Annotated in this window: 7 protein-coding genes; 3 read left to right on the top strand and 4 right to left on the bottom strand. The window is 51.4% G+C overall.

Annotated elements, in window-relative coordinates; all coding sequences use genetic code 11:
- Positions 1 to 106: 106 nt before the first annotated feature.
- From HY774_04925 to HY774_04915, 3 genes are all read right to left on the bottom strand, one after another.
- A complete protein-coding gene (locus HY774_04925) occupies positions 107 to 2695 on the bottom strand; it encodes a protein kinase (protein ID MBI4747806.1) in 2589 nt (862 codons plus the stop codon).
- Positions 2696 to 3143: 448 nt separating this feature from the next.
- A complete protein-coding gene (locus HY774_04920; protein ID MBI4747805.1) occupies positions 3144 to 4487 on the bottom strand; it encodes a sigma-54-dependent Fis family transcriptional regulator in 1344 nt (447 codons plus the stop codon).
- A 41-nt stretch (positions 4488 to 4528) separates the two neighbouring features.
- Positions 4529 to 6010, bottom strand: coding sequence for a HAMP domain-containing protein (locus HY774_04915; protein ID MBI4747804.1), 1482 nt, complete (start codon positions 6008 to 6010; stop codon positions 4529 to 4531).
- A gap of 274 nt (positions 6011 to 6284) precedes the next feature.
- On the opposite strand from HY774_04915, the gene HY774_04910 reads away from it, so the two are divergent.
- The gene (locus HY774_04910) at positions 6285 to 7535 is read left to right on the top strand and encodes an ABC transporter permease (GenBank protein ID MBI4747803.1); all 1251 of its coding nucleotides are present in this window, start codon (positions 6285 to 6287) and stop codon (positions 7533 to 7535) included.
- A gap of 311 nt (positions 7536 to 7846) precedes the next feature.
- Here HY774_04910 and HY774_04905 read toward each other — a convergent pair whose 3' ends face one another.
- Entirely contained in the window at positions 7847 to 10141 is a 2295-nt protein-coding gene (locus HY774_04905) for a proprotein convertase P-domain-containing protein (GenBank protein MBI4747802.1), read from the bottom strand.
- A gap of 395 nt (positions 10142 to 10536) precedes the next feature.
- Here HY774_04905 and HY774_04900 point away from each other — a divergent pair, with 395 nt between their 5' ends.
- Both HY774_04900 and HY774_04895 read left to right on the top strand, forming a co-directional pair.
- Positions 10537 to 11256, top strand: coding sequence for an ABC transporter ATP-binding protein (locus HY774_04900; GenBank protein ID MBI4747801.1), 720 nt, complete (start codon positions 10537 to 10539; stop codon positions 11254 to 11256).
- A gap of 320 nt (positions 11257 to 11576) precedes the next feature.
- Positions 11577 to 13931, top strand: a complete 2355-nt coding sequence (locus tag HY774_04895) for an ATP-dependent Clp protease ATP-binding subunit (protein MBI4747800.1) — start codon at positions 11577 to 11579, stop codon at positions 13929 to 13931.
- The last annotated feature ends 534 nt before the right edge of the window (positions 13932 to 14465 follow it).

Raw genomic sequence — 14465 nt, 5'->3', positions numbered from 1 at the left:
GGTTAGTGGTTAGTGGTTAGTGGTTAGTGGTTAGAAATCTAATGCTTTCAACCAAGTACCAAAAACTAGCCGCTAACCACTAATCACTAACCACTTCTTCATTCAATCAGGGGTTGCCGTAATGGCGGCACAGGTCAAGCCATTGAACTCGCAGAGGTTCTAAAATGTCCTTGAACTTCTGATTATCCTGAAAGTCCTTCCAATCCGGATTGTTGCAAAACCAGGGATAATTCTCATTTCCCAGAGTAATTGCTTTGCGCAGCCACTGTAAGGCTTCGCTTTCCCGTTTCAGGGCCGCATAGACAGTGGCTAACCAGTACGCAGCATCTCCGTCGGCACTGGCCGTGTCCCGAACGGCATCATTGATGATAGCCAGCGCCTTTTCAGGATGACCGGTTGCCACGTGGCACAGACCATAAATTGGACGAAAGGCATGCAAGTCCGGGTTTCGGTCGAGCACATTTTTTAAGGTGGTGGAGGCTTCTTCCCATTGGCCCTGGTAATACTGCACCTGGCCAAGCACCATCAAGGTGAAGGGATGATCTGGTTCATAAAACAGAGCGCTTTCCAGCTCATTCATGGCATCTTCGTACCGTCCCTGATACATCAAGATTCGGGCACGGTTGTATGCCGCTGGGACTAAGTCCGTTGGATTCAGTTTGATACAGGTATCATACTGCTGGAGTGCTTGCTTATAAAGTCCATCCCACCGATACAGATACCCTGCAATGCTATGGACATTGGCATCGTTTGGAGCCACTGAAAGCACGCGCTTGACCTGGGCCCGCGCCTCGTTCTTTTCATTTTTCAGCAGGTGGATATACACCATGTTGGATTGAGGCTCGATTAACGAGTCATCCAGTTTCATGGCTTCCCGGAATCGCGCTTCGGCGCGTTCAAAATGGACGGAACCGCCAATTCCTTTCAACACATACTGGACATAGCACAATCCAATGCCGGAATGAGCGAGGGCAAAATTCGGGTCCAACCGCAGCGCATTTTCAAACATTCCAATCGCGGATGAGAAATCATCTTTCATCATGGTTTGCATAAACCGGTTCAGTTGATTTCGGCCACGGAGGTAATATTCATACGCCTCGGAATTATTGGTTGCAGGAGTGGCAATCCGAACCTGTTCGGTCTCGGTGATGCGAACCCGGAGTTCATCCACGATCTTGCGGGAAATGGTGTCCTGCAAGGTCATAATGTCAGCCGCATCCAGGTCAATCTTATCGCTCCACAAGATTTCGCCGGTGTTGATATCAATCAATTGTGGTGTTACCCGAAACCGGTTTCCGGCTTTGAGGTAGCCGCTGATCAACACGGCATCAACTTTGAGTTCAGCCCCAACCTGCTGTGCATCAATTTCGCGTCCTTGAAACTTGGCAATGAAGCTGGAAGGTCTCACCACCAGTGATTTCAGCGCAGCCAGTTCGGTAATTAAACTGTCAGCCAGTGAGAAACTATAAAAATCCGATTCTGGATCACCACTCAGGTTTTTGAACGGCAGAATCGCGATGGCCCGCTTTTCATTGTTCTTCCAGGTACTGGGCATCGAATCACGCAGGCTACGTGCCTGGCGTTGTTCCTGTGACGGCTCAAGCGAGTCTTTTTCCCGTGGCGTCGGTCCAGGCGCAACGGTGGCGGAAGGATCGGGACGGGGTGATCCAGGTTGGGTTCCGGTGCCAAGAGAATCACGTTCGCGCGAAGAAGACGGGCGCGGCGGTGGTTGCTCTCCAGGCGACATCAAGCGATTGAGTAACCGACCAACCATCCCATTTTTGAGCCAGCCGGGCTTTTCATGGCGTGGGGCAATGGGGGGCATAATTGATTCATCAACCATTCCACCCGATTGCGACTGGACGCTACGCATCAATTGTTTCAAATCCGCCTGGAAATCCCGCATATGCTGATAGCGGCCCGATGCGGTCTTGGCCATGGATTTATCCAGAATCACCTGCAACCGATCTGGCAGATTGGGGTTGGTTTGAGCCAGGGGCGGTGCCGCTTCGTGCATCACGGCATGCATAATTTCAACGCTGCTCTTCCCTTGAAATGGCAATTTTCCGGTCACCATTTCATAAATCAATACCCCAAGCGAAAACACATCTGAGCGCTGATCAATCGTACCGCCACGAGCCTGTTCAGGCGACATATACCCGGCGGTGCCAAATGGCACCCCGGCCTGGGTCAATTCCATCACTGACTGGTCACCGATATCGGTGGTGGTTGCCTTCGCCAATCCGAAATCGAGAATTTTTGCCTGCCCGCGATCATTGACAATCACGTTGGTGGCTTTGACATCCCGGTGAATCACCCCTCGTTCGTGGGCTGCCGCCAGGGCATCGGCCAGTTGAATGGCAATCGAAAGAACACTCTCAAGTTCTAACGGTCGTCCGCGGACCATTTGCTTGAGACGCTTCCCTTCCAGGTATTGCATCACAATAAAGTGCAGGTTTTTGTCTTCATTGATTTCGTAGACGGTGCAGATGTTGGGGTGATCAAGTGCGGAGGCAAGCTGGGCTTCTCGTAAAAACCGTTTGCGCGATTTTTCGTCGGCGACGAGCTCAGGTGGGAGAATCTTGATCGCGACAGTCCGGCGGAGGCGGGTGTCTTCGGCCTGGTAAACTTCACCCTGGCCACCCTCGCCAAGTTTTTTGAGTATTTTATAATGGAGAAGATAGGTGCCAATCATACAAGTCGGTGGGCGGATTTCCGCTGAAATAAGACCTGGGAATCGTGCGGGCCAAGAACCAATGGGCAGCGCTGCCTTGGAAAACTCCCAACGGTCTGAGGGTGGGCTCAATCGTCGGGGATCTGACTGGAATGGTCAGCCAGCGGATTGACAAATTCGATACTAGACCATTTTCTTGTGTGTGGGAAGGGCAAAGACAACAAGAGCTTGGGTTGTTTTTGTCCAGTCCTGGCCGAAAGGATCGGGAGCAAACCCATTCTGACTCGACTATACCTAACCTGCACAGCGAGTTATCACGCTCTCAAAAAGAAAATACAGCCGGAAAAAAGTCCCCGTTTCAAACTCAATTCCATTCCAACCAGCCATTCATCCTCAGTCAAGATACAATCCCGTCGGGGAACATTTGGGAAAAAGGAAGGATACGGCTGACGCACGCTCTTTGACAGTTTCATTCTTCTTCCTCATCGCCGCGACCAGGGCGCTTGAGGTTGAATTTTTCCAACCGATACTGGAGCGTCCGGAAGGTCAGTCCGAGCAACCTGGCGGCGCGAGTGATATTCCAGTCCGTTTGATCCATGGCCTGAATAATCAATGAGCGTTCAACTTCTTCAAACGAAATGCCTTCCGGCGGCAATTTAAAGTGAAATTCAACTGAGCGGTCGGTTGCCTGTCGGATTTCGAGCGGCAAATCTTCAACTTCAATCCGGTCGCTTTCGCACAACAACACCGCACGTTTGATGGCTGATTCAAGCTGTCGCACATTGCCCGGCCAGGTGTAATTTTGGAGCAATCGCAGGGCTTCGGGTGAAAATTTAAAGGCCGGCTGGCTTCCACGAATCTGCTTTTTCAGGAAATATTCAGCCAGCACCAGAATATCCCCCCGGCGCGACCGCAACGGCGGCACCTCAATCGGAATCACGTTTAACCGGTAATACAAATCCTCGCGAAACTTCCCGTCCTTGACCATGGCTTCCAAATCACGATTGGTGGCCGTGACCACACGCACGTCAATCTTGATAGTTTTGGTGGCACCCACGCGTTGGATCTCGCCTTCCTGCAACGCCCGCAGAAGTTTAGCCTGTAAGTTCACGTTGAGTTCGCCGATTTCGTCCAGAAAGAGCGTGCCCTTGTCGGCCATTTCAAACAAGCCCTTCTTTTCCGCATACGCCCCGGTAAACGACCCTTTTTCATGGCCAAACAGTTCGGATTCGAGCAGATTTTCGTTGATTGCCGCGCAGTTGACCGCCTGGAAGGTTTGCCCCGTACGAGGACTGTTTTTGTGCAACGCCTTGGCAATCAGCTCTTTCCCCGTGCCTGATTCCCCACGGATCAATACAGTCTCATCAGATGCCGCCACCTTGAGAATCAACTTTTTCAAGCGCTCCATCTGCTCGCTTTGACCAATAATTTCGCCATCCAGCGTGTTGAGTCGCCCCAGGGCCTGTGAAATCACTCCCAGCAAGCGAACCTGATCAAGCGGTTTTTCAAGGTAGTCAAAGGCACCATGACGAATGGCTTCCTTGGCTGAATCAATCGAGCCATGGGCCGTCATCAAAATGACAATAATCGAAGAATCAAGCTGCGACAGGTTTTTCAGTAGCTCAAGCCCACTCATGCCGCCCATCTTCAGATCGGTCAGCACCAGATCATAATGCTCATTTTTGACCATTCGAACCGCAGCCTCACCGCTGGCGGCAGTGCTGGCACGGTATCCTTCTGAAGTCAGAATCAATTCCAGGATTTCGCGCTGACGTTTTTCATCATCAACAATCAGGATTTTGTTATGTGTCACAAGTGCTCCTTTGTTCGTTCACGACACCACACCAGCCAGTGTTAAGCCCCAGTTGAAGAGGTGGAATGTTCCAGGACGTTGAAGGGAAGACGAATCACAAAGGTGGTCCCGACCCCAATGGTGCTCCCAACCGAAATTGAACCATTGTGCTCTTCGATCAATTTCCGGGTGACCGCCAGACCAAGCCCAATGCCGGTCTCCTTTGTAGAGTAGTAAGGCTCAAATATCTGGTCAAGCTTGTCGGGGGGAATCCCAACGCCGCTATCCGTCACCGTAATCACCTGCCCATCCGGCTCACAGTGCAGTTTGACGGTGAGCAGGCCGCCCTCCGGCATCGCCTGAATCCCATTGATCGCCAGATTGGAAAGACAGGAGTTGATCAATTCAGCATCAACTTCAATCGGTTGCCCATCTGTTTGGTCATCAATTTTCAGCTCAACCCCCTGTTCCTGAGCCTGAGTCTGAACCACCTGAAACACACTCTCAACAATTGAGCGAAGAAAAATTGATTTTCTGGTCAGCCGGGCCGGGCGGCCAAAGCGCAAAACATTGTTGACCAGCGAATTCAACCGGGCAATTTCTTCCTTGACCGAAATCAACAGCCGATCAAACAGGGCCCGGCCTGTTGCCTCAGGCGGCGGAAATTTGGTGCGGACGTGATCAATTGTCAGATTGATAAAATTCAATGGGTTGCGAATCTCATGCGCAATACCTGAAGCCAGCCGGCCAATCACGGCGGCCCGTTCAGCCTGGTTTAACCGTTCTTCCAGTTCCTGTTTCCCGCGCAACTGGTCAATCATCTGGTCAAAACTGGCGGCCAGTTGTCCCACTTCGTCTTTGCGTCGCAACCCAATGTGAAATTGCAGATCGCCATCGGCGACCCGCTGAACCGCTTTGATCAATTGCCCAAGCGGACTGGTAAAGCGCCAGACCAGCCCAACCGAGGTCAGCAATCCAAGCAACAAAACGACAATGGTGGCGAGCAAGCGACTGCGTGATGTTTCAGCCAGGGTTTCATCCAGACGCAATGAAGACATCACCACAACCACATAATTGATCTCGGGTTGCCCATCAACGCCAGCCGCCCGAAACGGAATAAAAATGGTTTGTTTGGCCTCTTCTTTTTGATGGATTGTGGCCTGTTCCGGGTCGGACTCAAGTGGATCTCCAGACACCACCAGCGAACTCCCTGGGGCCGGAAGCAGAATTTTTAACCCACGTTCGTTGCGGTTGGCAGCATCAGTGACGGTGCCAGTTGAATCAGTGATCATGATGTGTTTAATGCGTTTATATTGCTCAGCCGGAAGATCGCGCTGGCGAATAACTTCCAGGTAATTGACGTCACTGATACTTTTTAAGCCGACATCCACCGCCGCCGTCAGTTCTTTGATTTGCTCAGCGACCTGGCGGCGGATTTGCTCTTCCGACCGCCGATTCAGCTCATATAAAACCCCAACGGTTACCACCAGCAACGTGGTCATTAACACAATGAGTCGAAACCGAAGACCAAGGTAAACTGACACGCCATCTCCTCCTCTTTGACCGAAACCACCTGATTTTGGGACGATGTGACTTCAAGAGCGCTTGGCTCTGACGGATGTCCTGGGCTATGCTGTGCCCGGATTCTAAGGAACAAACTGTTAATTTGTTGGAAATTCTGATTTTAGAGACCCGGTTACAGGTTTTCCGCAAGCTCGATTTTTGTACCTGTTTGATTCTCTTCGTGGGTTTCAGGGTTCAAATCGCCCTGGAATCTTCCACAAGTACTCAACCCAACGAACAAACCCGTCCTATTCAATGCCATATCAACTCTTTATTGCCTGGCGGTATTTGCGCGCCCGACGAAGTCAAAAAGTTCTCTCAATCATCAGTGCCATTGCCGCCCTGGGTATCACGGTTGGAGTATGGGCGTTGGTGAGCGTGCTGGCATTCCAAAGCGGGATGGAGCACGAACTACGCACCAAAATCCTGGGTGGCACGTCCCATTTGAACCTCCTGCGAAAAGCCGACCTCCCGATTGAAAACCCTGCCGCATTGATTGAGAAAATCGGTCAGGTTCGACACATCAAATCAGCCGCCGCCACAAGCTATCACACCGTGCTGCTTTCAGGCCCCCAACATCCAGCCATGGGAATTTTGAAATCGGTTGACCTGACTGGATCCGTCCAGGGGATTGAGTTGTATCAGACACTCCTCCCAGGTGGAAACATTCAACACCTGCGTCGGACTCAATATCCGGACGGCAGTGAATTTCCAGGCGTGATCCTTGGAAAACAACTGGCGGAAGACCTGAATGTGCGGATTGGTGAAGTCCTCCAAATTGTCACGCCGGGAGATAAAGGCGACCTGACGCCGGTCGGAATTTTGCCCCGTTCGTTCACCCTCAAAGTGGTCGGTCTGTTTGAGTCTGGACTGTATGAATATGACTCAGCCTGGGGATATATTGCGCTCGAAACCGCGCAGGAACTCACCGGAGAAGCCCAAAGCGCCCGGGTCATCCAGATCATGCTGGATGACATTTATCAGGTCAAAGAAGTCGCCGCCGCCGTCCAAACCCTTGCCGGACCTGAATTTGTCACCAACGACTGGCAGGAACTCAACCAGCCAGCCTTTGCGGCGCTCAACTTGCAGCGGCTTGGCTTTGCTGTCGGTATCAGCCTGATCATCCTGGTGGCGGCACTCAACATTGTCACCACCTTGATTATGCTGGTGGTTGAAAAAAAACGGGATATCGCGATTTTGACCGCCATGGGGGCTACATCGGGCGATATTCTGGCTATTTTTATGATTCAAGGAGTGGTAATTGGGGCGGTGGGCACTCTCGTGGGAGGAGTCATTGGCGCAGTGACGGCCATTGTGGGTGATACCTATCGGTTGATTCAGCTTGACCCGCGAACCTACTCGATTTCCTACGTGCCATTTCGGTTTTCAATCAGTGATACCCTGCTGGTCCTTCTGATTGCCATGGGGATTAGCTTTTTTGCCACGTTGTATCCAGCCTGGCAGGCGTCCAGGCTGGATCCGGTTGAAGGGATTCGACAGGGGTGAAAACTGACAAAGTGACAGAATGACTTGGTGACAATGTGACAGGATGACAATGTGATAGGGTGACAGGGTGACAATGTGACAATGTGACAGGGTGACAATGTGACAAGGTGACAGAATGACAAGGTGACAGGGTGACCAGAATGACCTGGTGACAGAATGACCTGGTGACAAGGTGACAGCGTGCCCAAATATCCTGTCACATTGTCACTTTGTCACCTTAGTCATCCTGTCACCTTGTCACCTTGTCATTCTGTCACCTTGTCACCTTGTCATTCTGTCACCTTGTCACCTTGTCACCTTGTCACCTGCCGTCATCGAATCTTGCTCAGATTGCGGAACTGGCCGATCAACGAACCCGCGTTGTTGGGCACTCCGACCAGTTGCCAGGCGCCGCCAGCCAGAAGTCGTCCTTGAACCCGATGATTGAGCGTGTCGCCGACGATGAGTGATGATCCACCAGCCAAATCGCCCATTAAGAAGGCCGTCACGGTCACGCCTTCAAGTGATCGCACCTGCCCCAGGGCACCGCCCTGGGTTGCCAAAACCGTGGCTGGACCTGGTATTCCACCTGGAAACACGAGCAATCGGCTATTTCCGGTATCTGCCACATAGAGATTGCCCAGATTATCGGTGCCGACTCCCTGAGGAGCGTTTACCTGAGTTGATGCGGCACCAGACGTAGCCACTGTGACCGCCTGATTGACTAAAGTTTCAAGGTTGGCTTCGTCGAGTCTCAAGATCCGTTTGTTGCCAAGATCAGCCACAAAAAGCCGGAAATTTGGATCAACCACGAGCCCATGCGGCGTTCGGACCTGCCCTGGACCTGATCCAGAGGAGGCCAAAATCGTAGCCTGCAAGGGATCACCGCCGGTATACCGAACCACCCGGTTGTTTCCGGTATCCCCAATAAAGAGATTACCTTGAGTGTCCAAAGCAACACCTGATGGAGACCGTACCTGGTTAGGAGCTGACCCCAGCGTGGCAATGACCGCCCAGGTGACTCCGGCATCGGTCGAGACCTGAATCCGGTTGTTTCCGGTATCGGCGACATAGATGGTCTGACCATCCACACTGGCGGTAATGGCTTCGGGGCTACGGAACTGACCGCTCAGCGAACCTGGGCCGGCTTGCCCAATGCGTGCCCAGACAGCTCCGTCAAAGGTCTGAATCCGATGGTTGACGGTATCCGCCACATATAAAACAGGCAACTCAATACACCCATTGAAGGTAGCCGTGTCACGCGTGATAAATTGGAGCGACCAGTTGTTGAGCGTACCACCACTGGTGCGATTGTCGTCACTGATGGTGAGTGTCCAGGTACCGTTCGGATCTTCACCATCAAACACCCCAAATGATTCTTCAGGTGTCAGCGTCGCGGCGAGCTGGTTGGTCACATACCGGTGATCAACCACGGTTCCATTGTTATAGTAGACAAAGGTGAAAAAACCGCTGCCCGTTCGAAATGAGCGGAAGGGAAGTTCGTCACAGCGGGTGCCCGCCAGCGTACACACCAGCTCACCTTCCTGAAACCCGGCGCAGTTGCCACTTCCATCCGGTTCGTTGGCAGCTCGATTATCAGCGGTCGAACTCCAAACGGTTTGCCTGGCTGATCCTGAAAGAGGAACACTGCCCCACACGTTTTGGGCGCTTCCGGCATTGTCAGTGGTAATGGTCACCACAGTTCCCGTTGGCGATGTCAGGGTAATGTCCAGGTCCTGGCAGCGGGTGTGCGAGAGATCCGTAGTCAAAACCACATCACTGAGGAACCCAGCCACCCCGGTGGCATTGATCGTTGAAGTAACCACATTTGGTCCCGTCACCGGGGGAACTGGGATTACCACCGGAGTGGTGTTGGCAAAAACGCCGCTTGTGGTTTCCATCGGGGCGGCGGCCAGGCTTGTGAGATCCAGCGACCAGTTATCCAGGGTGCCCAATCCATCCAACGGCGGCCCGGTAAATTCATCGCCAATGGTCAGAGTCCAGACACCATTTGGATTTTCACCTCGAAACACCGAAAATCCTTCCTCTGGTACCAATTGCGGCGCCACAACATTGGTTACATACAGCCGGTCGGTTACTAAATTATTGTTATTTGTGTATGGAACCTGCCCACCCGGATCGGTCTGATCATCCCAAATTGTTCCGTTAAACACATTGGCGCGTGGACCGCCACCCGCATTTTCACTTGTGACCGTGGCGGTTGTTCCCTGCGGGGAGGTCAACGTTATGTGCAGGTCGCTACAAAATGGATGCCGAATAAAGGTTTGCAGATTAAGATCGTGCAGGTACGTTCCAGCCCCACTGATCGTGATGGTTGAGGTAATGACCTGCGAAATACATCCAGTATCTCCATCCGGAATGGTGGCCGGTACACCGGTTGGATTCGCAAATTGTTGTGTTTGCGCACAGGGGGGTAGTTCAGCTTCCTGAACAAACGGGGTGAGGGTTGGAATGTGTGAAGCAGGAGCTGCCCAGGCATATTTTCGGGAACTGCCGGCTGCATTTGTTTGGCCTACCAGGTGTGAAACCACCAGAATACCGGCCAGCAGAAGGCACGCCACCGAAAGAATCTGCCTCGTATGGGATCGAGATTGTTTCCAGTTCATACACAGATTGTTCCTTTTCAGTTTCGTCATGAAGTTTGAATGAATTGGTCGTTTGGTTCATTCGTCGGCTGGCCCTTCATGTTTACCACGATTATTGAAAAAGAAAATAGTGTAATAACAAGAATTAATTTCTGATAAAATCCAAGAAATTGAAATAATAAAAACACAAGATATTACCCGATCCATTAAATCCAGAATTTTGATTTTTTCTTAATCCCTATTTTATCAACATTTTAAATTATTTCATCCAGTCAACAACCAGGGTTTTTCCGGTTCAGTAATCAAGATTGAATCAATACGTTCTACATAATTTAGGAAATAATAGAAAAATTATTCCTTATTTCCATTCAAAATTTAACAAAAATTTATTCTTCAACCTAAAAGAGGCAACCCTGATGAATGAAGTCCACTTCCCTGCTCAACCACCGATCCAGACACAAACCGCCCCCTTCGTTTTGAAAGCGACGGGGATCAAACGCGTGTATGCCACGCGAACAGAATCACTTCACATTTTTGAGGATCTGTCGCTGGGAGTCGCCCCTGGAGAATCGCTGGCAATTACCGGGCCGTCTGGGGTGGGAAAATCAACCTTGCTCCATATTTTGGGAGGGCTTGACCGTCCAACTGGGGGCCGGGTGGAAATTGACGGCACCTCGATCTGGGAATTATCAGCCGGAGCGCTGCATCGGTTTCGCAATCAAAACATTGGGTTTGTCTTCCAGTTTCATCATTTGCTCCCGGAATTTTCGGCTCAGGAAAATATTCAAATGCCGATGTTAATTGCCGGGCTTTCACTCAAAGAAAGTGCCCGCCGGGCAGCCGAATTACTCGACCGGGTTGGGCTCAAGGCACGTGCCCATCATCGTCCATCAGAACTTTCAGGGGGTGAAAGCCAGCGCGTGGCACTCGTGCGGGCCCTGGCAAATAATCCAAAGGTATTGCTGGCTGATGAACCAACTGGGAACCTGGACGAACGCACCGGCGAAAGCATTCAGGATCTGCTGCGACAACTCCACCAGGAACGAAATCTGACGTCCGTGATCGTCACCCACAATCCAACGCTTGCCCAGGGGTGTACCCGGCAGTTGCATTTTGAACATGGCCGGCTGGCCTGATACCGCTTCATCATTGAGGCATTTTCGATCCAGTTATCCCGTCACCAGGTTCAAATCCATATAACTCTTTGACTTATAAAGATTTTTAACTTTATTCAACCCCGCAACTCCGCAACCCGCAACCCTGAACTCTCCTGGCCACCGTACGCAACCTGCCAGATTTTGGATAATTCCCTTTTGCCTTTTGCCAGCCTGTCGTTATAATTTTTCATCTTGCTGAAGTTGCTGATGAATTCCCGCTCTTCAAAGACCCCTACCAGCCAACACTACAGAGCCGCCAGAGGCAACTTGGTACCCTAGCAGACAATAAGGAATAAAGAATGTTTGAGAGATACACTGAAAAAGCCCGTCGCGTTATTTTTTTCGCTCGTTACGAGGCGAGTCAGTTCGGGGCGCCTGCCATTGATGCCGAACATATCCTGCTCGGTCTCATGCGCGAAGATAAAGGCTTAACCAACCGCTTCCTGGTGCGCGCACAAATTTCGATTGAATCCATCCGCCGCGATATTGAATCGCGGACCATTCCCCGCGAACGTACCTCTCCGACCGTTGATTTACCGCTTTCCCCTGAAGCGAAACGGGTTTTGACCTTTGCGGCTGAAGAATCGGAACGGCTTTCCCATCGTCATATTGGCACTGAGCACCTGCTTTTGGGGCTGCTGCGAGAAGAAAACAGCGTTGCCGCCCGAATTTTGTATGAGCGGGGACTACGCCTCAATGCCATCCGCGACGAACTCTCCCGGACTTCAGGATCTGACCGGCATGCCACCCAAAAGAAAGAAACACCCCATCTGGCTGAATTCAGCCGGGATTTGACCGAGTCCGCCCGCCAGGGAAATCTGGATCCGCTGATTGGGCGCACCAACGAAGTCGAACGAGTGATTCAGATTTTGTGCCGTCGCACCAAAAACAATCCAGTCCTGATTGGTGAACCGGGGGTTGGCAAAACCGCCATTGTCGAAGGATTGGCTCAGCGTATCGTCAGCGGCGAAGTACCGCATTTTCTGGCTGATAAACAAATTCTGGCGCTGGATTTGAGTCTGGTGGTCGCTGGCACCAAATATCGCGGACAGTTTGAAGAACGACTGAAAACGATTATGCGGGAACTGGTCGAAAACCCCCAGTACATCATTTTTATTGATGAGTTGCACACGCTGGTGGGTGCCGGTTCGGCGGAAGGTTCGCTCGATGCCGCCAATATCTTAAAACCAGCTCTTTCCCGCGGTGAAATTCAGTGCATTGGCGCCACAACACCCGCCGAATTTCGCAAATCCATCGAAAAAGACCGCTCGCTGGAACGCCGCTTTCAGGCCGTGAAAGTTCCGGCACCATCTGAAGATGAGGCAATTCGGATTCTGGAAGGCATCAAGGAAAAGTACGAAGAGTTCCACCACGTCACCTACACCCAGGACGCCATCGAAACGGCGGTCTTTCAATCAAATCGGTATATCCCCGACCGGTTCCTCCCCGATAAAGCCATTGATATCATTGATGAAGCCGGATCACAGGTGAAGCTTCGGGTTTCACACCTGGTCAGTTCACGTGCGTTCCGCCGGCCAGGTTCCGGGCCCAGCGCCACCGCCAACCTGGATGCCGAACTAAAAATGTGGGATCAAAGCGTGGCGCTGGTTGATAAGGAAGATATTGAAAGCGTGATTTCGCGCTGGACCGGCATCCCGATGAATTCCATTAAAGAAGAGGAAATGGAAAAGCTGATGCGGCTCGAAGGCGAATTGCACAAACGCATTGTCAGTCAGGATCAGGCCATCTCCGCCCTCGCGCGCGCCATTCGGCGTTCGCGCGCTGGATTAAAAAATCCGAATCGCCCCGTTGGAAGCTTTTTGTTCCTCGGGCCAACCGGTGTGGGGAAAACTGAAGTGGCCCGCTCGCTGGCTGAATTTTTGTTTGGCAGCGAACGCGCCATGATCCGCTTTGATATGTCGGAATTTATGGAAAAACATTCGGTGTCAAAGCTGATTGGCTCACCTCCAGGCTACGTTGGCCACGAGGAAGGCGGTCAATTAACCGAACGCGTCAAACGCAATCCTTATTCAGTGTTGCTCTTTGATGAAATCGAGAAAGCGCATCCCGACATTTTCAATATCCTGCTCCAGGTGTTCGAAGACGGACAATTATCTGACAGCCTGGGCAACACGATTGACTTTAAAAACGTCATTATCATCATGACCTCCAACATCGGCGCCCGTTTTATCCAAAAACGCGGCAGTTTAGGCTTCCAGCCATCCGCTGGTGCCGAGCAAACCCGAATCGAAGATGCCGTGATGAGCGAAGTCCGGCACACCTTTAACCCCGAATTCATCAATCGTTTGGATGAAATCATCATCTTTGAACCGTTGTCGGAAGACGATCTGGAACAGATTGTGCATCTGCTGGTCAATCAACTGAACCACACCCTGGTGCGGCGACACCTGAGCCTGTCACTGGCATCCGAAGCCGCCAAATGGATTGTCACTCGCACGGCGGCGGAACGATCTTACGGTGCCCGCCCCTTACGTCGGGCAATTCAGCGCTACATTGAAGACCCCCTGTCTGAATCGGTGATTCAAGGCAGATTTGAAACCGGCACTCACATTTCGGTTTTGCTCGAAGGCGGCGAAATCCAATTCCGGCCAGTCCCGGTCGAAGAACCCGGCGGCGCGCTGGTGACACATTAAGAACGTACCTGGTTCTTGGAAGGTATTGATTCCTAACCACTAACCACTCAAGCATTTGCTCAATAAGGAAAAAGGAAAAAGGAAAAAGAAAAAACAGGAAAAAACAGCACTCGTCAGCTAGGTGAACCTGAACAGAAGTGCACAATCGGAAATTCTCAATCGCAAGGGGACAACATCAAGCAAATTTTCTGAAAATGCAGTATTTTCTCTGATCAATTTGGCGCGGCTCGGGTCGTTGTCCAACGGTCAGTCTTGTTAAAAGAATTCATTTTCAGTAACTTGAAGCTCCGCAGCGGATTCCCGATTACGGTTTTTTCGGTGTTTTTCCTTTTTCCTTTTTCCTTTTTCTTTTTTCTTTTCGAGCGGGGAGTTCGCTTGAAACCATCTTGCCCTTGATTGTCAGCAGCATTTGGGTAAACTCTGGCGTCTTTGTTCGCTCAACAACCCGAAATCATAAAGGTGGGCTTGATTCCAAAGATCCACCATCATCATCAAACAGCACTTTCATCCTGATCATTTTTTGCTGGCCGCACC

This window comes from Acidobacteriota bacterium, from assembly GCA_016208495.1.
Taxonomy (GTDB): Bacteria; Acidobacteriota; Blastocatellia; order Chloracidobacteriales; family Chloracidobacteriaceae; genus JACQXX01.
This window is presented reverse-complemented; position numbering and strand designations above follow the sequence as displayed.

Excerpts from the sequence above, each read along its gene's own strand:
- HY774_04925 (MBI4747806.1), bottom strand. The coding sequence starts at position 2,695 with ATGATTGGCACCTATCTTCTCCATTATAAAATACTCAAAAAACTTGGC.
- HY774_04910 (MBI4747803.1), top strand. The coding sequence starts at position 6,285 with ATGCCATATCAACTCTTTATTGCCTGGCGGTATTTGCGCGCCCGACGA.
- HY774_04905 (MBI4747802.1), bottom strand. The coding sequence starts at position 10,141 with ATGAACTGGAAACAATCTCGATCCCATACGAGGCAGATTCTTTCGGTG.
- HY774_04900 (MBI4747801.1), top strand. The coding sequence starts at position 10,537 with ATGAATGAAGTCCACTTCCCTGCTCAACCACCGATCCAGACACAAACC.
- HY774_04895 (MBI4747800.1), top strand. The coding sequence starts at position 11,577 with ATGTTTGAGAGATACACTGAAAAAGCCCGTCGCGTTATTTTTTTCGCT.